The organism is Ancylobacter sp. SL191 (genome assembly GCF_026625645.1).
GTDB lineage: Bacteria > Pseudomonadota > Alphaproteobacteria > Rhizobiales > Xanthobacteraceae > Ancylobacter.
This window is the reverse complement of sequence record NZ_CP113056.1, coordinates 4,283,665-4,307,538: the sequence shown is the minus strand read 5'-3', so window position 1 is coordinate 4,307,538 and position 23,874 is coordinate 4,283,665. Positions and strand designations below refer to the sequence as shown.

At 68.3% G+C, this 23,874-nt stretch carries 23 protein-coding genes; 8 read left to right on the top strand and 15 right to left on the bottom strand.

Annotation, left to right across the window (positions count from 1 at the left end):
• Positions 1-55: 55 nt before the first annotated feature.
• From OU996_RS19695 to OU996_RS19675, 5 genes are all read right to left on the bottom strand, one after another.
• Positions 56-847: a hypothetical protein gene (locus OU996_RS19695; protein WP_267583278.1), complete on the bottom strand. Its 792-nt coding sequence runs from the start codon at positions 845-847 to the stop codon at positions 56-58.
• Positions 848-858: 11 nt separating this feature from the next.
• A complete protein-coding gene (locus OU996_RS19690; RefSeq protein WP_267583277.1) occupies positions 859-2,151 on the bottom strand; it encodes a hypothetical protein in 1,293 nt (430 codons plus the stop codon).
• Between the two features lie 239 nt (positions 2,152-2,390).
• Positions 2,391-4,568, bottom strand: a complete 2,178-nt coding sequence (locus OU996_RS19685; RefSeq protein ID WP_267583276.1) for a malate synthase G — start codon at positions 4,566-4,568, stop codon at positions 2,391-2,393.
• Between the two features lie 181 nt (positions 4,569-4,749).
• The gene (aceA, locus tag OU996_RS19680) at positions 4,750-6,048 is read right to left on the bottom strand and encodes an isocitrate lyase (protein ID WP_267583275.1); all 1,299 of its coding nucleotides are present in this window, start codon (positions 6,046-6,048) and stop codon (positions 4,750-4,752) included.
• A 155-nt stretch (positions 6,049-6,203) separates the two neighbouring features.
• The gene (locus tag OU996_RS19675) at positions 6,204-6,431 is read right to left on the bottom strand and encodes a hypothetical protein (protein ID WP_267583274.1); all 228 of its coding nucleotides are present in this window, start codon (positions 6,429-6,431) and stop codon (positions 6,204-6,206) included.
• Positions 6,432-6,576: 145 nt separating this feature from the next.
• Here OU996_RS19675 and OU996_RS19670 point away from each other — a divergent pair, with 145 nt between their 5' ends.
• A complete protein-coding gene (locus OU996_RS19670) occupies positions 6,577-7,995 on the top strand; it encodes a helix-turn-helix domain-containing protein (protein WP_267583273.1) in 1,419 nt (472 codons plus the stop codon).
• A gap of 140 nt (positions 7,996-8,135) precedes the next feature.
• Here the strand turns inward: OU996_RS19670 and OU996_RS19665 are convergent, their stop codons facing one another.
• From OU996_RS19665 to OU996_RS19655, 3 genes are all read right to left on the bottom strand, one after another.
• On the bottom strand, positions 8,136-10,139 hold the full coding sequence (locus OU996_RS19665; RefSeq protein ID WP_267583272.1) for a primary-amine oxidase: 2,004 nt from the start codon (positions 10,137-10,139) through the stop codon (positions 8,136-8,138).
• 94 nt (positions 10,140-10,233) lie between these two features.
• Entirely contained in the window at positions 10,234-10,449 is a 216-nt protein-coding gene (locus OU996_RS19660) for a hypothetical protein (protein ID WP_267583271.1), read from the bottom strand.
• The gene (locus tag OU996_RS19655; RefSeq protein ID WP_267583270.1) at positions 10,446-11,945 is read right to left on the bottom strand and encodes an APC family permease; all 1,500 of its coding nucleotides are present in this window, start codon (positions 11,943-11,945) and stop codon (positions 10,446-10,448) included. Before OU996_RS19655 ends, OU996_RS19660 begins: the two co-directional genes overlap by 4 nt.
• A 128-nt stretch (positions 11,946-12,073) precedes the next feature.
• Between OU996_RS19655 and OU996_RS19650 the strand changes: the two genes are divergently transcribed.
• The gene (locus OU996_RS19650) at positions 12,074-13,087 is read left to right on the top strand and encodes an AraC family transcriptional regulator (RefSeq protein ID WP_267583269.1); all 1,014 of its coding nucleotides are present in this window, start codon (positions 12,074-12,076) and stop codon (positions 13,085-13,087) included.
• Between the two features lie 74 nt (positions 13,088-13,161).
• A complete protein-coding gene (locus OU996_RS19645; RefSeq protein WP_267583268.1) occupies positions 13,162-13,659 on the top strand; it encodes a ferritin-like domain-containing protein in 498 nt (165 codons plus the stop codon).
• 62 nt (positions 13,660-13,721) lie between these two features.
• On the opposite strand, the gene OU996_RS19640 is transcribed toward OU996_RS19645, so the two are convergent.
• The 6 genes from OU996_RS19640 to OU996_RS19615 form a co-directional block, all read right to left on the bottom strand.
• Positions 13,722-14,795 carry a c-type cytochrome gene (locus tag OU996_RS19640; RefSeq protein WP_267583267.1) on the bottom strand — a complete coding sequence of 358 codons (1,074 nt, stop codon included), beginning with the start codon at positions 14,793-14,795 and terminating at the stop codon, positions 13,722-13,724.
• Positions 14,792-15,439 (bottom strand): cytochrome c oxidase assembly protein, encoded by a 648-nt coding sequence (locus OU996_RS19635; RefSeq protein WP_267583266.1) that lies wholly within the window; start codon positions 15,437-15,439, stop codon positions 14,792-14,794. Before OU996_RS19635 ends, OU996_RS19640 begins: the two co-directional genes overlap by 4 nt.
• Entirely contained in the window at positions 15,439-15,807 is a 369-nt protein-coding gene (locus tag OU996_RS19630) for a hypothetical protein (protein WP_267583265.1), read from the bottom strand. The genes OU996_RS19635 and OU996_RS19630 overlap by 1 nt, the downstream gene beginning before the upstream one ends.
• Positions 15,808-15,818: 11 nt before the next feature.
• Positions 15,819-18,344, bottom strand: a complete 2,526-nt coding sequence (ctaD, locus tag OU996_RS19625; protein ID WP_267583264.1) for a cytochrome c oxidase subunit I — start codon at positions 18,342-18,344, stop codon at positions 15,819-15,821.
• Entirely contained in the window at positions 18,341-19,300 is a 960-nt protein-coding gene (gene coxB, locus OU996_RS19620) for a cytochrome c oxidase subunit II (RefSeq protein ID WP_267583263.1), read from the bottom strand. The genes ctaD and coxB overlap by 4 nt, the downstream gene beginning before the upstream one ends.
• Before the next feature lie 76 nt (positions 19,301-19,376).
• Positions 19,377-19,625, bottom strand: coding sequence for a hypothetical protein (locus OU996_RS19615; protein ID WP_267583262.1), 249 nt, complete (start codon positions 19,623-19,625; stop codon positions 19,377-19,379).
• A 123-nt stretch (positions 19,626-19,748) separates the two neighbouring features.
• Between OU996_RS19615 and OU996_RS19610 the strand changes: the two genes are divergently transcribed.
• Both OU996_RS19610 and OU996_RS19605 read left to right on the top strand, forming a co-directional pair.
• On the top strand, positions 19,749-20,327 hold the full coding sequence (locus OU996_RS19610) for a DUF2934 domain-containing protein (RefSeq protein ID WP_267583261.1): 579 nt from the start codon (positions 19,749-19,751) through the stop codon (positions 20,325-20,327).
• Between the two features lie 244 nt (positions 20,328-20,571).
• A complete protein-coding gene (locus tag OU996_RS19605) occupies positions 20,572-21,186 on the top strand; it encodes a histidine phosphatase family protein (protein ID WP_267583260.1) in 615 nt (204 codons plus the stop codon).
• Between the two features lie 3 nt (positions 21,187-21,189).
• Here OU996_RS19605 and OU996_RS19600 read toward each other — a convergent pair whose 3' ends face one another.
• Complete coding sequence (locus OU996_RS19600) at positions 21,190-22,296, bottom strand: DNA topoisomerase IB (protein WP_267583259.1); 1,107 nt, start codon at positions 22,294-22,296, stop codon at positions 21,190-21,192.
• 175 nt (positions 22,297-22,471) lie between these two features.
• Here OU996_RS19600 and OU996_RS19595 point away from each other — a divergent pair, with 175 nt between their 5' ends.
• The 3 genes from OU996_RS19595 to OU996_RS19585 all read left to right on the top strand — a co-directional run bounded on the left by OU996_RS19595 (position 22,472) and on the right by OU996_RS19585 (position 23,866).
• Positions 22,472-22,933 (top strand): DUF2934 domain-containing protein, encoded by a 462-nt coding sequence (locus OU996_RS19595; protein WP_267583258.1) that lies wholly within the window; start codon positions 22,472-22,474, stop codon positions 22,931-22,933.
• Positions 22,934-22,947: 14 nt separating this feature from the next.
• Positions 22,948-23,535 carry a cysteine hydrolase family protein gene (locus OU996_RS19590; protein ID WP_267583257.1) on the top strand — a complete coding sequence of 196 codons (588 nt, stop codon included), beginning with the start codon at positions 22,948-22,950 and terminating at the stop codon, positions 23,533-23,535.
• A gap of 70 nt (positions 23,536-23,605) precedes the next feature.
• Positions 23,606-23,866, top strand: a complete 261-nt coding sequence (locus OU996_RS19585) for a hypothetical protein (protein ID WP_267583256.1) — start codon at positions 23,606-23,608, stop codon at positions 23,864-23,866.
• The last annotated feature ends 8 nt before the right edge of the window (positions 23,867-23,874 follow it).

Here is a 23,874-nt window from a genome sequence, read left to right as displayed (position 1 = left end):
TGTTACGTGGCGTCGGGAGCGTCCATCAGGATTTGGTCCATCCGTAGGCGTCCGCTCATGCCCCGATGGCGAGCTTGAGGTCGGTGAGTTCCGCCGGCGAGAAGTAGAACAGCCGCTCCGGCGGGGTCTCCATGGCGTGGATCCACACGCGCGGATCGACCCCCATCGCCACCAGATGGCGCTGGCATTCGGCGGAGACGCGCTGCGCGCTTGCCATCCCCGTATCGGCGGCGTTGCCGCCAGTTGAGACGGCGAAGACCTGATGCACGCCGATCGACGCCCCCGCCTTGGCGAGCCGACGCACCCCGCCGGCGAAGACCAGCGGGCAGGAGGAGGCGCAATGCGCGTCCGCCGGCACTTCCGTGGCGAATCCTTTCTCGCGGATCAGCCGCCCCATAGCGAGCGCGTCGCTTACCGAGCCGCCGGGCGAGTTCAGCACGACGGTGGTCACATAGGCGCCGCGCTTCTCCACCTCGGCGGCGAAGCGTTCCGCCGTGCCGGGCGTGATGGTGCCGCGCGCCTCCAGCCGCCCGCCGGCCACGAGTTCCAGCGTCATCGCCTTACGCAGATCGGCCTGCGGCGCCGGACGGGTGCGTTCCTCCTGCGCGGGATCGACGCCGGGACGCGCCGAGGGCAGGAAGGGCGGCGCGTCCGGCTGCTCGCCCGGCAGCAGAGCGGGCGGCGGGGCGTTGGCGGCCTGCTCCGCGCGGTCATAGGCGTCCCAGCCGATCACCGCGAGGCTGAGCACGATGAGCGTGCGGAACACCGCGCGCAGCACCGTCTCGTCCGGCCGCGCGCCGAGAAGGCGCCGCCAGAGCGGGGCAGATGCCGTCTCGGCCGCGCTCATTCCTTGCGCGCTCACTCCTTGCGCGTCCCACGGCCGGGTTGCAGGGGCGTCACGGTGGAGGGGACGAGCGCCGCTTCGGCCTCCGCAAGCTCAACCTCGCGATCCGGCGTCGCCGCTTCGGCCCCCGCGACGGCTTCCTCGTTCTTCACCTCGCGTAGCAGCCGCATGGCGGTGATGAGCTGGGCGGCGGTCATGGTCTCGGCATCGGCCGGCGTGTCCTCGCGGCGCAGCGCGGCGTGGACGACGCAGAGCGCCAGCACCAGCACGGCGGGCAAAAGGTCGATGGAAATGGCGCCGGCCCAGCTCGGCAGGAAGTCGCCGGCATAGCGCAGCACCGCCTCGGCGGTGGAGAGGGGCTGGAAGCGCGCGGGCTCGACCGGTCCCGCGCCGATGATGTCGTCCGCCGCCTGCGCCAGCGCGCGCGCCTGCACGGCGACGGCCCGCTCGACATTGCCGACGACGGCGTTCTGCCGGCCGGCGAGGTCGGCATTTCGTCCGTCCGCCGCCGGGGCGATGAAGCCGCGCGCCATGTCGTCCGCCGCCCGCTTTACCGCCGGCGCCATGGAGCTCTGCTCCATCGCCGCGATGGTGCCGACGAGCCGCAGCGCCTCCGCGCCGAAGGTGTCGCCCCGCTCCTTGATCGGCCCGCTGCCGGAGACCATCTCGCGCATCTTGGCGATCTGTGCGCTGCCCTCGGCATAGAGCTGGCGGGTGCGCTCGCTGCTCTCGGTGAGCTGGCGGCCGAGATCGTCGAGCTGGTTGGACATCTGGGTGAGCAACTGCACCACCGTGCCCGAACCGCCCGTGCCGGTGAGCGCCCCGGAGCGCTCGGCCTCGGCGAGGCGGGCAAAGCGGGTGGAGGCAAGCTGGATGTCCGGGGTGAGGCTCTGCGCCCCGAGCGCGCGGTTATGCGCCGCGTCGAGATCGCGCGTGTAGTCCTGCAGCGTCACGGCGAGATGCTGCTCGATGGCTGCCGAGCCGGCCAGCGCCGCCGCGTTGAGCCAGGACGACATGGCGACGATCATCAGCGAGCCCAGCACCATGGCGGCCGCCAGCCAGACCCGGCTCGCCGTGTCGCGCACATGCGGCAGGAAGGTGAGCAGCATGGTCCAGAAGGCGTAGATCGCCACCGACACGGCGGTCGAATAGATCAGCGCGGCGAAGACGGTGATGACCGGCGAGCCGTCCAGCAGGTCGCGCACGCCGAGATAGGTGTAGACGCCGGACGCGAGCGCCAGAACGCCGAGCGTGACGCGCAGGGTCACATCGAGCCCGGCAACGCCGGCACGCAGCGAAGAAGCCATGGAAAAGGTCCGCCATCCGAGGAATTTCCTCAATCAGGCCCGTGCTTTGCGCCGGCAATGTGACCTTACGGAAGGTATCCCGCGGCCGAAATCGCGCCCGAAGCGTGCGGTAGTGGACGCTGGCGGTGGCCGATTGTGGCGAAGCGGTGCCTGGCCTGCCAAGGAAAAGGCCGCCCCGGTTTCCCGGAGCGGCCTTTCGAGTGGTGGTCTTGCGCGGTGTCCCGCCTGTCCATGCGCCGTCAGGCGGCGGCGGCCTGCGCCTGCTTGGCCTGCCGGCGGCGCTGGGTCAGGATGAACTCGGTATAGCCGTTCGGCTGCGTCAGCCCCTCGAAGACGAGGTCGCGCGCGGCGCGGAAGGCGAAGCCGTCACAGGCCGGCGCCATCGGCGTGTAGTGGGGATCGCCGGCGTTTTGCTGGTCGACCACCTGCGCCATGCGGCGGAAGGTTTCCTCCACCTGCTCCTCGGTGACGACGCCGTGCAGCAGCCAGTTGGCGACATGCTGGGAGGAGATGCGCAGCGTCGCGCGGTCTTCCATCAGCCCGACATCATGGATGTCCGGCACCTTGGAGCAGCCGACGCCCTGGTCGATCCAGCGCACGACATAGCCGAGAATGCCCTGGATGTTGTTGTCCAGCTCCTGCTGCACCGCCGCCGGCTCCCAATTGCCGCGATCGACCACCGGGATGGTCAGGATATCGCGGCGCGCGGCCGGGGTGCGGGCGCGCAGTTCGTCCTGCCGGGCGAACACGTCGACCTTGTGATAGTGCAGCGCATGCAGCGTCGCCGCCGTCGGCGAGGGCACCCAGGCGGTGTTGGCGCCGGCGAGCGGGTGGGCGACCTTCTGCGCGAGCATGTCCGCCATGCGGTCGGGCATCGCCCACATGCCCTTGCCGATCTGGCCATGGCCGTCGAGATGGGCGGCAAGGCCCGCATCGACATTGTTGTCCTCATAGGCCTTGATCCAGGCCTGCGCGCGCATCTCGTTCTTGCGCACCATCGGCCCGACCTGCATCGAGGTGTGGATCTCGTCGCCGGTGCGGTCGAGGAAGCCGGTGTTGATGAACACCACCCGCTCGCGCGCCGCGCGGATCGAGGCGGCGAGGTTCACGCTGGTGCGGCGCTCCTCGTCCATGATGCCGATCTTCAGCGTGTTGGAGTCGAGCCCCAGCATCTGTTCGACGCGGGCGAACAGGTCGACGGCGAGCTCGACTTCTTCCGGCCCGTGCATCTTCGGCTTGACGATATAGACCGAGCCGGTGCGGCTGTTCTTCACCGCGCTCTCGCCCTTGAGGTCGTGCAGCGCGATCAGCGTCGTCACCGCCGCGTCGAGGATCGACTCAGGCGTCTCGTGGCCGGCGGCATCCAGCACCGCGTCGGTCATCATGTGCTGGCCGACATTGCGCACCAGCATGAGGCTGCGCCCGTGCAAGGTGAGGCTGCCGCCATGGGGCGCGGCATAGCTGCGGTCGCCCGCGAGGCGGCGTTCGATGATTTCCTTGCCCTTGGCGACATCGGCGCTGAGCGTGCCCTTCATGAGGCCGAGCCAGTTGCGATAGACCAGCACCTTGTCCTGCGCATCCACCGCCGCGACGCTGTCCTCGCAATCGACGATGGTGGTCACCGCCGCCTCGATCACGATGTCGGCGATGCCGGCCGGGTCGCTCGCGCCGATGCGGTGGGCGCGGTCGATCACGATGTCGATATGCAGGCCGTGATTGACCAGCAGCACGGAGGCGGGAGCGTCCGCCGCGCCGCGATAACCGGCGAACTGCGTGGCATCCTTCAGCTCGGTGACCGCACCCGAAGCCAGCACGACCTCCAGCGCCGCGCCGGCGACGCGGTAGGCGGTCACATCGGCATGGCTGGCGCCGGCGAGCGGCACGCTCTCATCGAGGAAGGCGCGGGCACGCTCGATCACGCGCTGGGCGCGCACCGCGTTGAAGCCGTTGGCGCGGCTGGCGCCATTGTCCTCGGGCAGCGCGTCGGTGCCGTAGAGCGCGTCATACAGGCTGCCCCAGCGCGCATTGGCGGCGTTCAGCGCGTAGCGCGCATTGGTGACGGGCACGACAAGCTGCGGGCCGGGAATGCGGGCGAGCTCGTCATCGACGCGCACGGTCGCGACCTCGAACGGCTCGGGCTCGGGCAGCAGATAGCCGATCTCGGCGAGGAACACCTCATAGGCGACGGGGTCGACCGGCTTGTTCTTGTGCGCGAGGTGCCAGGCGTCGATCTGCTTCTGCAACTCGTCGCGCTTGGCGAGCAAAGCGGCGTTGCGCGGGGCGAATTCGGCCACGAGCGCGGCGAAGCCTTTCCAGAAGGCGGCTGCGTCTACCCCGGTGCCGGGGATCGCTTCGCGCTCGATGAAATCGACCAGCGCGCTGTCCACTTTCAGATTGGCGACGTCGGAATAGCTCATGGACGGTTCCCTCCCGTTCCGAGTTTGGGACCGACGCCGAGAACAGACGTCGGCCGGATTTTGCTATGCGGCGAGTTAGGGTGCGGTGCAATATCGCACATAGTCGGAGAGGCGCCCCCGGCAAGGTGCTGTCGGGGGCGCCTGTCGCATGTCAGCCTTGCGCGAGGCGGGATGGACCGGTTCAGAACTGGGCGGTCTCGGTGGATTCCTTCATCGCCGTGGTCGAGCTCAGGCCCTCGCTGAGCACGGTGGCGATGGCGTCGAAGTAGGAGGTGCCGACCTCGCGCTGGTGGCGCGTGGCGGTGAAGCCGTCCTTTTCCGCCGCGAACTCGGCTTCCTGCAGCTGCGAATAGGCGGCCATGCCGTCCTGCCGGTAGCGCCGCGCCAGCTCGAAGGTGGTGAAGCACTGGTTGTGGAAGCCGGCCAGCGTGATGAACTGGTAGCGGTAGCCCATCGCCCCCAGCTCGCGCTGGAACGCCTTCATCTGCGCCTTGTCCATGTGCTTGGCCCAGTTGAAGGAGGGCGAGCAATTATAGGCGAGCATCTTGCCGGGATGGACCTTGTGAACGCCGTCGGCGAAGCGGCGGGCATCCTCCAGGCTCGGCGTCGAGGTCTCGCACCACAACAGGTCGGCATAGGGCGCGTAGGCGACGGCGCGGGCGATGCCGGCCTCGAAGCCGCCCTTGTAGCGGTAGAAGCCTTCCGGGGTGCGCTCGCCGGTGATGAAGGGCCGGTCGGTCTCGTCAATGTCCGAGGTGATGAGGCGGGCGGATTCGGCATCGGTGCGCGCCATCAGCACGGTCGGCACGCCCAGCACGTCGGCAGCGAGGCGCGCGGCGTTCAGCGTGCGGATGAACTGGCGGGTAGGCACCAGCACCTTGCCGCCGAGATGGCCGCACTTCTTCTCCGAGGCCAGCTGGTCCTCGAAATGCACGGCCGCCGCGCCGGCCTCGATCAGCGCCTTGGTCAGCTCATAGGCGTTGAGCGGGCCACCGAAGCCGGCCTCGGCATCGGCGATGATCGGCACGAAGTAATCATGGTGCGGCCCGGCAACCCCGTCGGCCTGCTCCATGGTCTGGATCTGGTCGGCGCGCGCCAGCGCCTTGTTGAGGCGGCGGACCACGGCGGGGACGCTGTCGACCGGGTAGAGGCTCTGGTCCGGGTACATGTCGCCGGAGGAATTGGCGTCGGCGGCGACCTGCCAGCCGGAGAGATAGATCGCCTCCAGCCCGGCCTTCACCTGCTGGATCGCCTGCGCGCCGGTATAGGTGCCGAGCGTCGGCACGAAATCCTGGCTCTGCAGCAGCTCCCACAGGCGGCGGGCGCCGTGCTGGGCGAGGGTGTGCTCAAGGCGCAGCGAGCCGGAGAGACGGTTGACGTCAGCGGGCCCGTAGCTGCGGCTGATGCCGTTCCAGCGTTCCGGCGCCCAGTGCGGCGCGGGGAAGGGGTTGCTCGGGGTGTCGCGGCGAGTGTCCAGCATGGGAATGGCCTGCTGTTGAAGGTGAGGAAAGGGGCGAGGCGGGCGCGGGGGTTGTGGAGGGGACGACCCCCGCGCCCGGGGCTCCGCCGGGGCGACCGCTTCGCGCGTCATCAAAGCGGATCGGGCGGAAACGCGGCCGAGCAGCCATGGCGGAACTAGCGGGCCCGGCGGGTATAGGTCGCGGCCACCAAGGCGCGGCCGTCGAACAGCGACACCGGATCCTGGCCGGGCGCCAGCGCGAGGCGGTGGCGGCCAATGCGGTGGACGATGCTGTAATCCTGCTCGGCCAGTCCCTGCTCGCGGAAGGTCCGGCTGATCTCCTCGGCGGTGCCGCCGACGATGGTGACGAATTCCTCGTCGCTGTTGTGCTGGTGGCGTTGCATGTCAATTCCTCCCGTCTGGGTGTGATGTAAATCTTTCACACTCGACATGGAGGGGCAATAAATATAGCAATATGAGTGTGTTAAGCTGATAAGGCTTGTAAAGTTTACAGGCCTATTTTGTAAACCGAGCAAAGGAACGGGGACCATGCTCGCCACCGAACCGCGCATTGGCAGCCGGGTGCAGCGGCTGCGGCGCACAAAGCGCATCTCGCAGGCGGACCTCGCCAGCGCGCTGGGCATTTCCGCGAGCTATCTCAACCTGATCGAGCACAACCGCCGCCGCATCACCGTGCCGCTCTTGATGAAGCTCGCCGGCTATTTCGGCATCGAGCCGGGCGAGCTGGTGGAGAGCGACGAATCCCGCCTCGTCGGCGATCTGATGGAGCTGTTCAGCGATGATCTGTTCACCGATGCGGCCCTGACCAATCAGGACATACGCGACCTCGCCAGTTCAAACCCGGCGGTGGGGCGCGCCGTGGTGCGGCTCTACGACCAGTTCAAGACGCTGCGCGAGGCCCGCCGCACCGGCGCCGCCGGCGTGCCGGACGCCGAGGAGATCGGCTATCACCCCGCCACCGACGCGGTGTCCGACTTCATCCAGGAGCACGCCAACTATTTCCCGACGCTGGAGGCGGCGGCCGAGCGGGTGCGCCACGACATCGATTTCGCGGCCGATTCCTTCGAATACGGGCTGAAGACCTATCTGTTCAACGTGTTCGGGCTGAACTGGCGCTCCGCCTCGCTGCCCGCCGGCATCGCTCGCCGGCACGACGCCAACACGCGCGAGCTCATCACCGCCGAGGTGCTACCGCCGGAATCGGCGCTGTTCGCGGTGGCGCACCAGCTCGGCCTGCTCGCCGCCTCGCGCGAGATCGACCAGCTCATCGAGAGCGGCAACCTCGCCGCCGACGCGCCGATCCTCACCCGCAACGCGCTGGCGAGCTATTTCGCCGCCGCGCTCATCATGCCCTATGAGCCGTTCCTGCGCGCCTGCACCGAGACGCGCTACGACATCGAGCGCATCGAGCGGCGCTTCCGCACCTCCTTCGAGCAAGTGTGCCACCGCATGACGACGTTGCAGCGGCCGGGCCTGAGCGGCATCCCGCTGCACCTCGTGCGCACCGACATCGCCGGCAACATCTCCAAGCGCTTCTCGCTGTCGGGAATCCATATTTCCCGCCATTCCGGCGCCTGCCCGCGCTGGAATGTCTACGCGGCGTTTCTGCATCCCGAGCGCATCAATGTGCAGCTCAGCCAGATGCCGGAGGGCCAGCGCTATTTCTGCATCGCCAAGTCGATCACCAAGGGCGGCTACCGCCACAACGCGCCGCGCCGCCACCTCGCCATCGGGCTGGGCTGCCACATCAGCCACGCCCACCAGATGGTCTATTCCGACGGCATGAACCTCGCAGACCCCTCGCAGACCGTGCCGATCGGCGTCGGCTGCCGCATCTGCCCGCGCCTCGACTGCGAACAGCGCGCCCAGCCCCCGGTCGACCACCGCTTTACCCTGAACGACAGCGAGATGGCCGAGAGCTTCTACGCCACCGTGCGACGGGGGTGAGCCCGGCGTCGCTGTGCGGCGTCCTCCATCCTGCACAACGTCATCCCCGGGCTTGACCCGGGGATCCACGCCTTCGGGCGCGAGGGGAAAGTCGTGGATGGCCGGGCCAAGCCCGGCCATGACGGCTGCACATCCCCGCCTCAATGGCAGCAGGAGCCGCCCGTCTTGCCGCCGCCTTCCTTCCCGCCCTCGTCTTCCCACGCCTCGCGGTTGTCGCGCGAATGGGCGTTCTTCTCCGGCGGCAGGTTCATGGCGATGTTGCCGGCGAAGAAGCCGTTGGGCTTCAGGAGGAAGCCGGCATATTCCACCGGCATGATCGGGAAGTCCTCGGGCTTGCACACATGGGTGTGGCCGAAGCTGTGCCAGAGCACGACATCGGCATTCTCGATCGGCCGGTTCTGCGCCACATAGGCCGGCAGGCCGCCCCCGCCCGCATTCACATTCGGGTAGTCGCCGGAGGCATACTTCTCGGAGCTATCGAAGGCGGTGACCCAGATGTGCTTCTTGGCAAAGCCGCCGCGCCGGGCGACGGTCGAGCCCTCCTGCGCCAGCATCACCGGGGTGGGCGTCACCACCAGCTTGTAGCCGGGCGCCTTGCCGACGCTGTTCACCGCAGACGGGTTCGCCACCTTCCAGTAGCGGCCGGTCTCGCCATTGGCCACCGCGGGGCTGTCGAGTTCGCGCTTCAGGGTGCGGGTCTTGGTGTCGAAGACGTTGCCATAGGGGTTGTCGTCGCCCCAGGGGCGGGGGGCGAATTCGTGCTCGGTCACGGTGTTGCCGCCGCCGTCAATGTCCATGTGCAGGCGGGCGTTGAAGAAATGCTGGTGCGTCGGCCCGCCCAGCCCCTCATCCACCATGCCGCCCCACGGATAGACCTCGCCCGGCGTCACCGCCGCGGTCTGGATGATGCCGGTGAGCTTGGCTTCGAGCTGGATCGTGCCGTCCTGATAGAGATACCAGTAGAAGCCATAATCGTAATTGCCGACGGTGGCGAAGAAGGAGATGACCAGCCGCCGCGAGCGCCGTGTCTCATAGATGCCGTTGCGGAACTCATAATGCTTCCACAGCGTGCCATAGTCCTCCTCATGCATGCAGATGGCGTTCTTCATGAGGAAGGGCTGGCCGAGATCGTCGGCGGCCGGCACGTCGAAATAGTGGATATGGCCGAGACAGTCGCAACCGAGTTCCAGCTGGTTGGCGAGGCGCCCGAGGCCGTATTCGCCGGCGTCGAAGGCGCTCTTCCAATAGTGGTTGGCGGTCGGGTCGGCATAGGGCACGACCATCTCGGTCACGCTGGCACGGAAGATTACCGGGCGCACCCGCCCACCATCCTTGATCGCCAGTTCGTGCAGCACCAGCCCCTCGCGCGGGGTGAAGCCGACGCGGAAGCTCCAGTTCTGCCACTCCACGCGCCAGCCATCGACGGTGAAGCTCGGCCCCTGCCGCTGCACGATGTCGAGCGGCTTGATGTCGGTGCGCACATCGGGGAAGGCCTCGCGGCCGTAATTGCGCTTCTTCTTCGGCACGGGGACGATCTTCTCCTCGTCCACCAGATCCACCACCTTGTTGGCGATGAGATCGACCACCGCCACCACGCCCTCGATCGGGTGGGCGTAGCCATTGTCGCGGATGTCCTCGCGCCAATAGGAGACCGCGCGCACGATGCGCCGGCCCTTCTCGAAATCGCGGCCGAAATAGCCGGAGGAGAAGGGGTCGATCTGCACCAGCGGGATATCGGCCTCGGTGATGCCGCGCTTGGCCACCGCCGCGCGCCAGCCGGCATCGGCCTTCACGATCTCCTCGGCGCGGATGAATTCCTCGATCATGATCGGCGGCTGGCCATAGGGCGGCTGGTCGTTCGGCAGCGTGGTGAAGGACACGACATGCGCGGTGGCGAGATCGACGATCGCCTCGCTCGCCGTGCCCGTCGTCACCTCCAGCACCAGCAGGAAGGCGAGGCGGGGGAGGGCGCCGCCCGCGCGCCAGGCGGCAAGCTCGGCCTTGGCGGGTTCTTCCAGCCGGACGATGGGGAAGCGGTGATAGGCCCCGAGTCCCTTGGCGGCGGTGAGGATGGCGACCGCCTGTTCGATCTCGGCGGTGCTCAGCGGGTCGAGCGGGTGGGTGATGTCGACTTTGGCGTCCATGGTGGACCTCCCGAACGGATGAGGAAACAGGCGGGGCGAGAGCCCCGCCGCCGGGATGGGGTGCGGCGGGCGCGGTGCCCGCCGGGTCACGGGATCAGGGCTGCGCGGCGGCGGTGCAGAGCACCGCGTCCATCGGCGCGCCCAGCACCTCATGGAGGCAGAACAGGTCGCACAGCGCGTGGCTCTGGATGCTGGCGACGATCAGCAGGGCGACCATCGCTCCGGCGAGGGCGGCGCGGGTGAGATCGCGGGCGAGGCCCGGTGCCGGCGCGGCAGCGTGCGTATGGGGGGAGAGGCTGAGCGTGCTCACGCGAACACCTCCCCGAGGCTGGCATAAAGCTCCGGCCGGCGCTGGCGCAGATACAGCGCGAAGCCGGCGCCGAGCAGGAACACCACGGCCAGCCCATAGGGGAAGGCCATCACCAGCGGGCTCTCGCTGCCGGTCAGCAGCGACAGGTTCACCGTCACCAGCACCAGCGCGCCGGCGAGCCCGATGAGGCCGAGAACGGGGGCGATGAGCGTCGTCCAAACGCCGTGCCGGGTGGGGGTGACCCGGAAGAAGCGGATCACCGCCAGCGACACCAGCACCTGCACGGCGAGGATGCCGAGCACGGCCAGCGCCGACATGAAGGAGAACACGGTGGTGTAGGGGTCGGCGCCCGCCGCGATGAACAAAGCGAGGATCACCGCCGCCACCGCGCTCTGCACATAGCCGGCGATGTGCGGCGAGCCATGCACGTCATGCACCTTGCCGAGCGCCCGCAGCGCCAGCCCCTCGCGGCCGAGTGCGAAGAAATAGCGGTTGAGCGTGTTGTGGAAGGAGAGGATGCAGGCAAACAGCGAGGTGATGAGCAGGAGGTTCATCACCTCCACCGACCAGCCGCCCAGCACCTCGGCCGCGGCGGTGAAGTAGAAGGCCTCCAGCCCCTTCTCGGCGACGGCCTGCACCTGCGAGGGGCCGTAGAACTGCACGGCCGCCCAGGTCGAGAAGGCGTAAAACAGGGTGATCAGCAGCACCGCGACATAGGTGGCGCGGGGAATGGTCTTCTCCGGGTTCTCGGCTTCCTCGCCGAAGATGGCGGTGGCCTCGAAGCCGATGAAGGAGCCGATGACGAAGACCAGCGCCACGCCCAGCCCCGGCGCGAAGACGGTGGACGGCGCGAAGGCGGAGAAGGTGAAGCCCTCCGGCCCGCCGCCCTTCAACACGATGCCGATGTCGAGCAGCAGCAGGATGGCGATCTCCGCCAGCATGCACACGCCGAGAATGGCGCCGGAAAAGGCGATATTGCGCTGGCCGCAGGCCATCACCGCGATCAGCGCCACATAGGCCCAGATCCACCAGGGCAGCTCGATGCCGAAGGGCGCCAGCGCCCCGGCGACGAACACGCCGAACAGCGCGTAGACCGCGATCTGCACCGCACTGTAGGTGACCAGCGCCATCATCGCCCCGCCGACGCCGGCCGGCTTGCCGATGCCCTGCGCGATATAGGTGTAGAAGGCGCCGGCGCCGCCGACATGGCGGCTCATGGCGGTGAAGCCGACCGAAAAGACGAGGTAGAGCAGCCCCGCCAGCACGAAGGCGCCGGGCACGCCCGGCCCGTTGCCGAAGGCGAAGGCGGCCGGCGAGGCGCCGACCACGGCGGTCAGCGGCGCGGCGGCCGCCACCACGAAGAACACGATATGGGCGAGGCCGACGGAATTCTTCGCCAGCGCCTTCGGGGCAAGGGCGTCGGTCAAAAGGGCGTCGGTCGCAAGCGGCAACGCGCCGCCGCTGACGGCATGTGGCACTGCATCGTTCAAGGACATGGAGACCCCCTCTGGTTGAGGCATTTATTTCCTCGGGGGAATATCGAGGGTGCCGGGTGGTCCTGAAATTGCTGGATATGCCGAGATTTCGATAGTTTGCGCCAGCGATGGCGCGGGAGCCGCCCTCAATGGCAAATGCACCGAATTTGACCGTGCGCGTGCCTGAAATCGCTTCAATTCGGGCCTCCGTGCTGCTCAGTCTGATGGGCCCGCTCGACCGGTTGACCGGCAAGGCGGACATGATCCTCGCCGGCCATGGGCTGTTGCGCTCGCAGCTTGAGGATTCTTACGCCCTTATCCCCATGGCGCGCTATCTCGCCGTGTTCGAGGACGCGGCGGTGCATACCGGCGATCCCTGTTTCGGCGCGCGGCTCGGCGCCGCCTTCCGGCCCGCCGATATCGGCCCCATCGGCATGTTGTTCTCGCTCTCCGGCACCATCCGCGCCGCGCTGGCGCGCATGGCCAAGCATGTGGCGGTGGTGCAGGGCGCGACCGCCATCGGCCTGATGGAGGAGGGCGACCGGCTGGTCTGGAGCTACCGGCTGGAAGACCCGCGCCTTTGGCCGCGCCGGCAGGACAGCGAGTTCTCGGTGGCGGCGACCTGCCAGATGGTGCGCAGCTGCTTTTCCGCCGGCTGGAATCCGCTCGAGGTGCATCTCGAGCACGGCGCCCCGGTCGATCCCGCCCCGCTGCAACGGCTGCTGCGCTGCCCGATCCTGTTCGGCCAGTCGGCGAACCGCATGCTGATGACCAAGGCCGATGCCGACCGGCTCTACCGCGCCGAGGACCATGACCTCATCGCCATATTGGAGCGGCACGCGACCGATCTCGGCGGCAAGGCGCAGCGCGCGCCGGGGCTCGCCGATCAGGTGCGCGGGGTCATCGGCATCTATCTCGGCCACAAGCCGCTGACCCTCACCTCGGTCGCCGCCGAGCTCGGCCTGTCGCCCCGCACCCTTCAGCGCCGCCTGTCCGAGGAGGGGGTGAGCCTGCGCGATCTGGTGCGCGAGCAGCGCCGCTCCATCGCCGAGCAGCTGGTGGAGGGCGGCTCCAGCCTCGCCCGTGTGGCCGAGGCGCTGGGCTATGCCGACAGCACGGTTTTCTGGCGGGCGCGGCGCGGCTGGCGGGGCCCGCGTGCCTGAGATTTCCGCGGAACGAAGCCACGTCCCGCCCGTTGTCTGCTCGCTTGAGGGGACCAAACGAACTGGAGACGGACATGGCGGAGAAGACGCTCGACACCCTGTTTCACGAGACGCTCAAGGACATCTATTACGCCGAGCGCAAGATTCTGAAGGCGCTGCCGAAGATGGCCCGCGCCGCCCAGTCGCCGGAGGTCAAGAAGGCCTTCGAGCAGCACCGCGACGAGACCGAAGGCCAGATCGAGCGCCTTCAGCAGGTCTTCGAGCTGATCGGCAAGCGCCCGCAGGGCAAGACCTGCGCCGCGATCGAGGGCATTCTCGAAGAGGGCGAGGAGATCATGGACGAGTTCAAGGGCCAGCCGGCTCTGGACGCGGGCCTCGCCGCCGCCGCGCAGGCGGTGGAGCACTATGAGATCAGCCGCTACGGCACGCTGAAGCGCTGGGCGCAGGTGCTCGGCCTCAAGGACGCGGTGACCCTGCTCGACGCCACGCTGCAGGAAGAAACGAAGACCGACGCGCTGCTCTCCAAGCTCGCCGACCAGGTCGCCAACAGCAAGGCGCTGAAGGCCGCCTGAGCGACCAGGCCGACGATCCCCGGACCCATCTTTAGCCGGCGCCCTCGGGCGCCGGTTTTTTCTTAGGGGCGAACCGTCGAATAAGCCTCGGCCACCGCCTCGATGTCCTCATCCTCCAGCCGCTCGGCGATCTTGCGCATGATGTCGCCATAGGCGGTGCCGCCGCGCACGCCCGCCTTGAAGGCGCGCAGCTGGTCGGCGAGATAGGTCGCATCCTGCCCGGCAAGGCGCGGATAGGCCGGGTTGCGGCCAGCGCTCGCGCCGTGGCAGCTCTGGCAGGCCGGCACATCCGCCAGCGGCAACCCTTCGCGGGCGATCCGCGCGCCCCGCGCGTCACCCGCCGGGGCGTTCTCGGAGAGGCCCGCAACCCCGGCGTCAATCCCGGCATAATGGGTCGCCATGCGGGCGAGCGCGGTGTCCTCAAGCCCGTCCACGGCGAATTGCATGTAGCCGCTGTGGCGCGATCCCGTCGCGAAGGCGCGCAGGCTCGCCGTCAGATAGGCCGCGCTCTGGCCGGCCAGCACCGGGACGGCGCCCTCCACCGAGGCGCCCTCCGTCCCGTGGCAGCGGGCGCAGCCCTGAAGCACTGGATCGTCCGGCACGGCCGGGCCGATCGCCATGGCGCGGTAGGCGTCCGGGCTCATCTGCGGCAAGGCGCGCACGAAGGCGACCATTGCCCACACCTCGTCCTCCCGCTCCAGCGCGACCCAGGCCGGCATGCCGGTATATTTGATGCCGTGGCGGATGATGCGGGAGAGCTCGCGCGGGCTCCATATCTGTGCCGAGCCGTCGAGCGCCGGCGGGCGCGGCGTCATGTTGGCGGGCAGGATCGGCCCCTCATGCGCCGGCGAGCCGTGGCAGAAGGCGCAGGCGGTCTCGAAATGGCCGGCGGCGCGGCGCACCCGCGCGGGGTCATCGAGATCGGCCGGCGGCTGCTCCTCCAGCCGCGCATAGGTGCGGGTATAGTTACCCATCACCCAGTGCAGCCCCCAATTGGTGATCGCCCAATGGCCGGTGCTGGCGCCGACATTGACGAGGCCGGACCACGCCACCAGCACGCTGAACAGGGCGAGGCCCGCCAGCGTGAGGAACAGGCGGCGCCAGGTCAGTTCGGGAAGCCGGAAGGGTAGCCTCATCGCGCCACCTCCCGCCGCCCGGAGGGCGGGTCCGGCTCGGCCAGCAGCACCCGAGCCATCAGCACGAGACCGCCGATCAGATAGGCCAACCCGCCGATCAGCAGCATGACGATGCCCCCGATTTGCTGGTCGGCGACCTGCGCGGCGGTGTCGCCGACATGACCGGCATGGCGGTAGAGCGGACGCCCGGCAAAGGCGATGAGCGCGCCGAGCAGCGTCATGTGCATGGAGGTGATGAGCAGGCCGAGCGTGCCCAGCAGGCTGCGCCCGGTGCGGCTGTCCCGCCCGAAGCCGAAGCAGGCGACCCAGACCAGCACGCCGACCGCGAAGAACGAGCCCTGTTCGAGCACCAGCAGCAGCGTGCGGCTGCGCGCCGCGCCATGCAGCACCGGCAGGTGCCAGCCCCAGACGACGACGAATTCCAGCATGGCGGCGATGAGCGGGCCGAACAGCAGCGGGTGGCGCGGCGAGGGGTCGAGCGGGCCGCCGGCGATGCCGAGCGCGATCAGCGGCGCGCAGATGGCGACCACGCCCATATGCATCGTCATATGCGCGGTGAAGGAATGCGCGGCGAGCGCCGGCAGCGGCCCACCCCAGATGAGGCCGAGCAGGATCGCGCCGAGGAGGAGGGCGGCATCGCGCATCAGCGGCAATCCGTGATGAAAATGACGGGAAAAGCGGCGAACACCACCGCGATGGCGCTGAGCGCGCTGACCAGCAGGGTGGAGAGGCCGAGAAAACGCTGGCGGTCCTCATCCGTCGCCTGGTCGTGCGGCGGCAGGTCCGAGCCGAAGCCCCAGTGCCGCACCGCCTGCCAGCCCGAGAGCAGGATGGCGGCGAGCGCGACCAGCGTGGCGAGCCCGACGGCGATCTGCACGCCGTTGAGATCGGTCTGCGGGTCGCGCGCGCAGGCGACCGCCGCCGCCACATAGCTGAAGGTGAAATGAACAGCCCAGACGGTGGGCGGCAGGATCAGCGTCCAGAGATTGGCCTTGTCGCGCCACAGCAGCATCCGCGCCCTCCCTAGTTCGCGGCCAGCGGGAACAGGGCGATGACGGCCCCGGTCGCGAAGGCGGTGAGGGCGGCGAAGTGCCAGTAGAGCACCACGTTCTGGATATCGATGTCGTGCGTGCGGGTCAGCTTGCCGGCCAAGCTGCCGGCGAGGCAGTAACCCTGCATGAGCACGCCGACGACATTGTGCAGCGCCGCCCAGATCACCAGCACCCAGACGATGGCGTCATAGGCATGCCGTGTGGGTTCAAGCGCGGTGGTCCATGGCCCGAGCAGCAGGCCGGCGCCTCCCGCCAGCGCCGAGACGGCCGCCAGAGCCAGCAGCACGCGCAGCCGGCCCGGCCGGTCGGCGTCATTGGCCCGCCGCGCTAGCACCATCAGCCCCCAGGCGAGAAGGCTCGCGCCGACGCCGAGCGCCGGGAACAGCACGCCGGGCCCGTTCGCGTGCGCGGGCGGGAACACGTCATGGATGGTCCAGTAGTAGAAATAGCCGAAGATCAGGCTGATGAAGGCGGTGCTGTCACCGACCATGGTGATGAACATCGCCCACCAGCCGACCGACTGGGAACCTGAGGCGTAGAGCTTCAGCTCCTGCCCCATGCCGGCGTCCTTGGAGGGCTGGTCCGGGATTATCGCGGTTCCGGTCCACAGCCAAACCATGATGGCGGCGATGCCCGCCAGGCCGGAGACGAGGGCGGGCATCCACCAGTGGAAGGTGGCGAAGATGAAGCTGCCGCCGATGAGGAAGGCGGCGATCATCGGTTTGAAGCTGTCGCCGGGAATGCGCAGCACCTGCAGGGGCTCGGCGTCGAGCACATCCGTCACCAGCGTCTCGCGCTTGCCCTCGCGGGCGTCCGGCAGGAAGAACCGGCCCTCGTCGATGTCGCGCAGCAGGTGCTCCTGCTCCCAGAGCGGGTAGCGGCTGGAGATGACGGGCACGGAACGTATGCCCCATGGCTCGGACGGATCGCCCGCTACCCATTCCAGCGTGCCGGCCTTCCAGGGATTGCGCGGCGCCTTCGGCTTGCCGGGCCTGAATACGTCGACGAGCAGCACCGCAACACCCGCCGCCATGGTGAAGGCGCCGAGGGTGGAGACCATATTCAGCCAGTCCCAGCCGAGCCCTTCAGGGTAAGTGAAAACGCGGCGTGGCATCCCGCGCAGCCCGGTGATGTGCATCGGCAGGAAGGAAATGTTGAAACCGGCGAACATCAGCCAGAACGACCAGCGCCCCAGCCGCTCGGACAGCATCCGCCCGGTCACGAAGGGGAAGAAATAGTACACGCCGGCGATCAGCGGGAAGAACATGCCGCCAATCAGCGTGTAGTGCAGGTGGGCGACGACGAAATAGCTGTCATGCGCCTGCCAGTCGAAGGGGGCGAGCGCCACCATCACCCCCGTCAGCCCGCCAAAGACGAAGATGGCGAGCGCCCCGGTGGCGAACAGCATGGGGATGGCGAAGATCACTTTCCCCGCCAGCAGCGTCGCGGCGAAGACGAAGATCTGCACGCCGGTCGGGATGGCCACCGCCTCGGAGGCCGCCGAGAAGAAGCCCTGCGACACGGCCGGCATGCCGATCGTGTACATGTGGTGCGCCCACAGCCCGAAGCTCAGGAAGCCGGTGCCCACCGCCGCCAGCACGATCCATCCATAGCCAAGGATCGGGCGCTGGGCGAAGGTCGGCACGATCATCGCGAGCAGCGCGATGGAGGGCAGGAAGATGATGTAGACCTCCGGGTGGCCGAAGATCCAGAACAGGTGCTGCCACAGCACCGGGTCGCCGCCCCGCGTCGCGTCGAAGAACGGCCAGCCGAGCAGCCGTTCGGCCTCGAACAGGATGTCGCCGGCGATCAGCGGCGGGAAGGCGAACAGGATCATCCCGCCGACGATCAGCACATACCAGCAATAGAGCGGCATCAGGTTGATGCGCATGCCCGGCGGGCGGCACTTCAGCACGCCGACGATCAGTTCCACCGCCGCGGCGATGGAGGCGATCTCGATGAAGGACAGGCCGAGCAGCCAGATGTCGGCGCCGATGCCGCTCTGCTTGGTATCGGTGGCGAGCGGCGGGTACATGAACCAGCCGCCATTGGGCGCGGCATCGAAGAAGATCGAGCCGGCGACGAAGCAGCCGCCGATCAGGAAGCACCAGAAGCCGAAGGCGGAGAGGCGTGGGAAGGGCAGGTCGCGCGCCGCCAGCATCTGCGGCAGGATGAGGATCGCCACCGCCTCGAAGATCGGGACGGCGAAGAGGAACATCATCATCGTGCCGTGCAGCGTGAAAAGCTGGTTGTAGGTATCGGCCGAGACGAGGTCGTTGCCCGGCACGGCGAGCTGCGTGCGCATGATCAGCGCCAGCACGCCGGCGAACAGGAAGAAGGCGAAGGCCGTCCCGGTGTACCAGAGGCCGACGACCTGGTTGTTGACGTTGGAAAAGTACCGCCAGCCCGCCGAGAACGCCCATACCCGGCGCAGCCGCTGTTCCTGCGCATCCGGCAGATCCTCGCTGTCGCGCCGCTCCTGCGGGTCCGCGTTCATTTCAGGCTCCCCAGATAGGCGGTGATGGCGGCGAGTTCGTCGGGCGGCAGAGCGCCGTAGGAGGGCATCCGCGCCCCCGGCTTCACCCGCTCCACATCGGCAATGAACAGCGCCCGGTTCTCCGGCGTGTTGGTCAGCACATGGGCGCCGAGGGTCGAGCGGCCGGCGACATGGGTGAGATCGGGTCCGATCTCACCGGCGGCCGGCGTGCCCCTCACCGTGTGGCAGCCGCCGCAGCCATTGGCGAGGAAGGCATCCCGCCCGCGCGCCACATCGGCCTGATCGGTCTCACTGGCCACCTGACTGGCCTGATCGTCCACCACACTGGCCTCACGCTCCACCCAGCGGGCGAAGGCGTCCGGCTCCATCACATGGACGGCGAATCCCATGAAGCTGTGTGATTCGCCGCAGAATTCTGCGCAGACGCCGCGGTATATTCCTACCTTGATCGCGTCGAGCACCAGCCGGTTGGTGCGACCGGGAATAAGGTCCAGCTTGCCCCCGAGCGCGGGGATCCAAAAGGAATGGATGACGTCGGCGGTATCGAGGGTAAAGGCGACGGAGGCGCCGACCGGTAGCCGGACCTCGTTGGCGCTGATGATCGGTGCGCGGTCCGGCAGATGGTAGGTGACGCGCCACCAGAACTGCTCGCCCACGATGTGGATGCGAAAATCGGCCTCGGCGGGGCGCAGTGTGGGCATCAGCCGCAGCCCGTAAATGAGCAGCGCGGTCAGCACAAGTGTGGGAAAAACCGCGCCGGCCCAAAGGATTAGCCGAACTCCCGTGCGGTCGGAGATGGGGCGCTTCTGCAGGCGGGCGCCGAACACGATGGCGCCGAGCACGATGACCCAGATCACGGCCGCGCCGGTTAGCATCACCCAGAAGATCTCGGCAATGGTCGCCGCGCTGGAGCCCGCCGGGTCGAGCGCCGATTGCGGGCCGGTGCAGCCGCTCACCAAAAGCGCGGCCGCAAGCCACCCGTGCCGGGTCGTCCTTCGGTGTTTTTCTACTCTCACCCCCCGTGATCCGGGGTCAGGATGAGGAACTGCGGCCGTTCGCACCCTCGACGCCCAGCGTCGATTCAGTCACCTTGGGAGCCGGCACGTCGATGACGACGTGGCGTCCCTCTCGTACCGCGTTTGACGCCGCGCCGACCGCCGCCTCGAAAGCGGCTTCCTTGCTGGCGTAGGACATACCGGTGGTACCATTCTGCTCCACAAACCAGTTGGCCTCGGTTCCCCGCACCCGAAACATCTCGGCCGGATTTCCGTCGTCGCGCATCGCCATATCTCCCGCTGTATGCGGATCAACGGTTTGAGGCGCGCGAGAGTTCCCTAGCGTCGCATCCTGTGGGGAACGCGACCTGGGGGGCGACGTTGTTGGATCACCGCATGGGAGGACAAGATGGACGAGCGTGAACACCGCATCCGCGAGAGGGCGCATCGCTTGTGGGAAGAAGAGGGCCGGCCCGATGGCCGCTCCGAACATCACTGGTTCGCCGCCAAGGAAATGATCGCCATTGAGGACAGCCAGCAGACGGCGCTGCATGCGGTCGACGCGCCGGAGCCGGATGCGGAGCCGATTGAAGCGCTTGTTAATACGGGGGAATTTCCCACGTTGACCGATCAGGGCGAGCAGCAGGCTCCTCATTTCCCTGGGACTGAGGCGGGCGGCGATATCCCGGCGCCCCATGTCGAGACGTCCTCGCCGAGGGCCGCCAAGGCGGCAAAGCCCGCCACCAAGGCGGCTGCGAAACCCGCCGTGAAGCCGGTGGCCAAACCGGCCGCTGCGCCCGCCAAGGCCACCCAGACGCCCGTCAAGGCGGCGTCCACGCCCGCTCCCAAGGCCGAGGCGAAGCCGGCGGCCAAGCCGGCTGCTGCCCCGCCGAAGACGGCGCCTGCTCCCGCCAAGGCCGCTCCGGCGGCGTCGGCCGCGAAGAAGACGGGTCCGAAGAAGGCGGCTCCCAAGAAGGCGCCGGCCTGAGGGCTCACCCCCTGGGGAAACGGGCATGGCGACAATCCGAATGGGTGTCTCCGGCTGGACGTATTCTCTCTGGCGCGGCCATTTCTACCCGGCGGAGCTACCCCGCCGGGCGTGTGCGGAGGTATTAAATTGCTTGCGTGATGTGTATGCCTCCTCGACAAAATGCAGGCGTGCGAGGACTCGCTGTCCCTGATGCGGATGCATCAAACAACCGGCGGCGCCGTTTCTCTGATGTGATCGGCCGGTGGTGACGTTACGTAAAAATGTCACCAATCCTTCTGGAAAACCGGGAGTGACCATGCGGCGTCGGCTCTTTATCGGCCTTTTCGGATGCTTAGCCCTGCTTGGCCTCGCGCCGGCGCGGGCGGATGAGGCCGCGGCGTGGCAGGCGCTGCGGGAGGGCGGTATTGTGTTATTCCGCCACGCGATCGCGCCGGGCGTGGGCGATCCGCCGAACTTCCGGCTCGGCGAGTGCGCCACCCAGCGCAACCTCGACGCCGCCGGCCGCGCGCAGGCGGCTCGTATCGGTGCCGTCTTCCGTCGTGAGGGTGTGACGGTCGGAGAGGTATTATCATCCCGCTGGTGTCGGGCGCTGGAGACGGCGGAGCTGGCCTTTCCCGGCCGGGTAACGCCGGCGCCGCCCTTCGATTCCTTCTTCCAGGACCGTGCGGACGAACCCGAGCAGACCGCGGCCGCCCGGCGCCGGCTCATGGCGTGGAACGGGCCCGGCGCGCTCGTGGTGGTCAGCCATCAGGTCAACATCACCGCGCTGACCGGCATGGTGCCGGCCTCGGGCGAAGGTGTCGTGTTGCGGAAGGAGGGCACTACGCTGCGCGAGGTCGGGCGCATCCGGCCCTGAGTTTCACGCGGCGGGGGCGGTGCCACCCAGAACAGGCCCTTCCTGGCGCACGGCGCCGGCCTCGACCTTCGCGGCCTTGATCCGCTTTCGCGCGCCGCTGCCCAAGAGTTCCGCGAGCAGCGCCGCTTTCGCGGTGGCCGAGCGGGCGCGCAGGGCCGTGGTCGTCAGCTTCCCCGCCTCAAAGGCGGAGATTACCGTGTCATGCACATAGCTGGTGCGGCAGACGGTGAGCGTATTGGCGAGTTCTTCCGCCAGCGGGGAAACGGCGGCATTGATCTGCTTGCGGCGCTTGGCGGCGCTGGTCTCGGGTGTCTCCTTCGCCAGCCGGTCCAGCACGCCCATGGAGGCGGTCAGCGTGCGGAAATCCTTCAGCGAGATACGGCTGCGGCCGATGCCCTTCAGGAAAGCGTTCACATCCGAGGCGCGGATGGGGTGGATGGCGCCCTTGGCGTCGCGGTATTTGAACAAGCGCCGGCCAGGCATTTCGCGCATCCGCCGCAGCGCTTCGGCGAGCGCGGCGTGGCGTGTTTCTTTCACTATTATCTTACCTCCCTTGCCTTTGAAGCACAGGGCGATGCGATCCTCCTCGATCCGCGCATGGGTCTTGAGCAGCGTCGTCGCGCCGCGCGTGCCGTGTTCCTCGGCATAAGCGTCCGAGCCCGCGCGGATCGCGGTGAGCGCGACGAGTTGCACCGCCGCCGCCAGCGCCAGCCGCCGATCGGGTTCGGGGCGTCTGAGCGCGCGCTGTACCGCGCGGTTGATGGCGGGGAGGGCTTCGGCGAGGTCGGCGAGCTTCTGCGCCTTCACTGCCTCACGCACGCGGGTCCAGTCGGGATGATAGCGATATTGCAGCCGTCCGGCCGTGTCCTCGCCGATCGCCTGGAGGTGGGCGCGCGGATCGGTGGCGAACATCACATTGCGATAGGCCGGCGGCACGGCGAGGCTCTTCAGCCGGCGAAGTGTTTCCGGGTCTTTGATCGGGTGTCCCTCGGCATCTGTGTAGCTGAAGCCACGTCCCGCCTTGCGGCGGCGGAGGGTGAGGGCGGGGCAGCCGACGATGGTGAGGTCGAAGCGCCGGGCGAGCCGGCGCAGTTCGGTCTTGCTGGGCATGGGAGCACTCTCCGTGCCGCCGGTCCGTCGGCGGGCGCCGCTTGGCCGCCGCGCTGTCCATCAACGTCGCGTTCCCTAGGGCGTTCCCCCGGCGCGTTCCGCCTTTGCGGGTCGGCTGGGGCCGGAACGTCCGCCAGCTCCCGGCGTTGGGATCGCACCAATACGGGAGAACACCATGAACGAACGTGAGCAACGTATCCGTGAACATGCCTACCGGCTCTGGGAAAGCGACGGGCAGCCGGCGGGCCGCGAGCACGATCACTGGCTGCGGGCCGAGCGCGCGCATGACGGCGCGGGCGCCGAGCAGGAGCAGGCGGGTATGCGGGATGATAATACCGGGAACGGCAGCTTGCGTTCCTCCGACGCGGCCGAGGCGCCGCCCGTGCCCATGCCCCCGGGCGCATTGGACTATCCCGACGAACCCGATCACATCGCGCCCCCCAGCCCGAATCCGGCCAACGCCGAACCCAATGTCGGCATCACCGGCGGCGAGGTGGAGCCGGTCAGTGAAATCGCCAGCATCCGCCGCACGCTGGAAGTGCCGCCGTCGCGCCGGGGCGAGGGTTCGCCGGCGGGGGATCCGGAAGGCGCGATGAGCGGGAACGCCGGGGCGCGCCATCGGCGCCCCGGCGTCTGACCGGCGCGGCGGAAATGGTGGCCGTTGCGCACCTCTGCCTCGACATGCAGAAGCTTTTCGCGCCGGAAGGGCCTTGGCCGACGCCTTGGATGGAACGAGCCTTGCCGAACGTCACGGCAGTGTCGGCTGCGTTCGGGGCTGCCACCGTCTTCACCCGTTTCATCCCGGCGCGGCACCCGGACGAAGAGATCGGAACCTGGCGCGGCTATTATCAGCGGTGGTCTGGCCTCACGCTGGAGAAGATGGATACGCGGCTGCTCGATCTCGTGCCGGGGCTTGCGGCGCTTACTCCGCCCGCTCAGGTCGTCGACAAATGGCGTTTCTCTGCGTTCTCGGCACCCGGACTCGCGCCACTTCTCAATGGCTCTGGCACGGACACGCTGGTGATCACCGGCGCGGAGACCGACATGTGCGTGCTCTCCACTGTGACGGACGCCGTCGACCGGGGTTACCGCGTCCTGCTTGTCGCGGATGCGGTGTGCTCGTCCTCGGACGAGGGGCATGAGGCGGCGCTGGCAATTTATCGCCGGCGCTTTTCCCGACAAATCGAGACGCTCACCACCACGGAACTGATGGAGCGGCGGGCCGAAGGCGCCCTTTAGCGCGCGGCGCCGCCACCACCGGAACCGTGTCCGATCGGGCGCGTTCCCTTTCGAGACAAAGGAGATACCCATGGCAATGAACGACGATCTTCCCTCCAAGGCCGACACGATGCCGGGCTCGGCTGACTCGGAGTCCGCCACCCGCAAGGTGCAGGCTGCTGTGGAAACCGCCCAGGGCTATGCCGCCGACCTTGGTGAGCGCGGCAAGAGCGCTTATCGCAGCGGCAACGAGGCTGTTGCCGCTCATGTCGACCCGCTCCCCGGCATGGTTCTCGCCGCGGCAGCCGGCTTCCTCGCGGGCGCTCTCTGGGCGCACGGGAGGCGCTACTGATGCGGGGC

Excerpts from the sequence above, each read along its gene's own strand:
- OU996_RS19695 (WP_267583278.1), bottom strand. The coding sequence starts at position 847 with ATGAGCGCGGCCGAGACGGCATCTGCCCCGCTCTGGCGGCGCCTTCTC.
- OU996_RS19690 (WP_267583277.1), bottom strand. The coding sequence starts at position 2,151 with ATGGCTTCTTCGCTGCGTGCCGGCGTTGCCGGGCTCGATGTGACCCTG.
- OU996_RS19685 (WP_267583276.1), bottom strand. The coding sequence starts at position 4,568 with ATGAGCTATTCCGACGTCGCCAATCTGAAAGTGGACAGCGCGCTGGTC.
- aceA (WP_267583275.1), bottom strand. The coding sequence starts at position 6,048 with ATGCTGGACACTCGCCGCGACACCCCGAGCAACCCCTTCCCCGCGCCG.
- OU996_RS19675 (WP_267583274.1), bottom strand. The coding sequence starts at position 6,431 with ATGCAACGCCACCAGCACAACAGCGACGAGGAATTCGTCACCATCGTC.
- OU996_RS19670 (WP_267583273.1), top strand. The coding sequence starts at position 6,577 with ATGCTCGCCACCGAACCGCGCATTGGCAGCCGGGTGCAGCGGCTGCGG.
- OU996_RS19665 (WP_267583272.1), bottom strand. The coding sequence starts at position 10,139 with ATGGACGCCAAAGTCGACATCACCCACCCGCTCGACCCGCTGAGCACC.
- OU996_RS19655 (WP_267583270.1), bottom strand. The coding sequence starts at position 11,945 with ATGTCCTTGAACGATGCAGTGCCACATGCCGTCAGCGGCGGCGCGTTG.
- OU996_RS19650 (WP_267583269.1), top strand. The coding sequence starts at position 12,074 with ATGGCAAATGCACCGAATTTGACCGTGCGCGTGCCTGAAATCGCTTCA.
- OU996_RS19645 (WP_267583268.1), top strand. The coding sequence starts at position 13,162 with ATGGCGGAGAAGACGCTCGACACCCTGTTTCACGAGACGCTCAAGGAC.
- OU996_RS19640 (WP_267583267.1), bottom strand. The coding sequence starts at position 14,795 with ATGAGGCTACCCTTCCGGCTTCCCGAACTGACCTGGCGCCGCCTGTTC.
- OU996_RS19635 (WP_267583266.1), bottom strand. The coding sequence starts at position 15,439 with ATGCGCGATGCCGCCCTCCTCCTCGGCGCGATCCTGCTCGGCCTCATC.
- OU996_RS19630 (WP_267583265.1), bottom strand. The coding sequence starts at position 15,807 with ATGCTGCTGTGGCGCGACAAGGCCAATCTCTGGACGCTGATCCTGCCG.
- ctaD (WP_267583264.1), bottom strand. The coding sequence starts at position 18,344 with ATGAACGCGGACCCGCAGGAGCGGCGCGACAGCGAGGATCTGCCGGAT.
- OU996_RS19615 (WP_267583262.1), bottom strand. The coding sequence starts at position 19,625 with ATGCGCGACGACGGAAATCCGGCCGAGATGTTTCGGGTGCGGGGAACC.
- OU996_RS19610 (WP_267583261.1), top strand. The coding sequence starts at position 19,749 with ATGGACGAGCGTGAACACCGCATCCGCGAGAGGGCGCATCGCTTGTGG.
- OU996_RS19600 (WP_267583259.1), bottom strand. The coding sequence starts at position 22,296 with ATGCCCAGCAAGACCGAACTGCGCCGGCTCGCCCGGCGCTTCGACCTC.
- OU996_RS19595 (WP_267583258.1), top strand. The coding sequence starts at position 22,472 with ATGAACGAACGTGAGCAACGTATCCGTGAACATGCCTACCGGCTCTGG.
- OU996_RS19590 (WP_267583257.1), top strand. The coding sequence starts at position 22,948 with ATGGTGGCCGTTGCGCACCTCTGCCTCGACATGCAGAAGCTTTTCGCG.
- OU996_RS19585 (WP_267583256.1), top strand. The coding sequence starts at position 23,606 with ATGGCAATGAACGACGATCTTCCCTCCAAGGCCGACACGATGCCGGGC.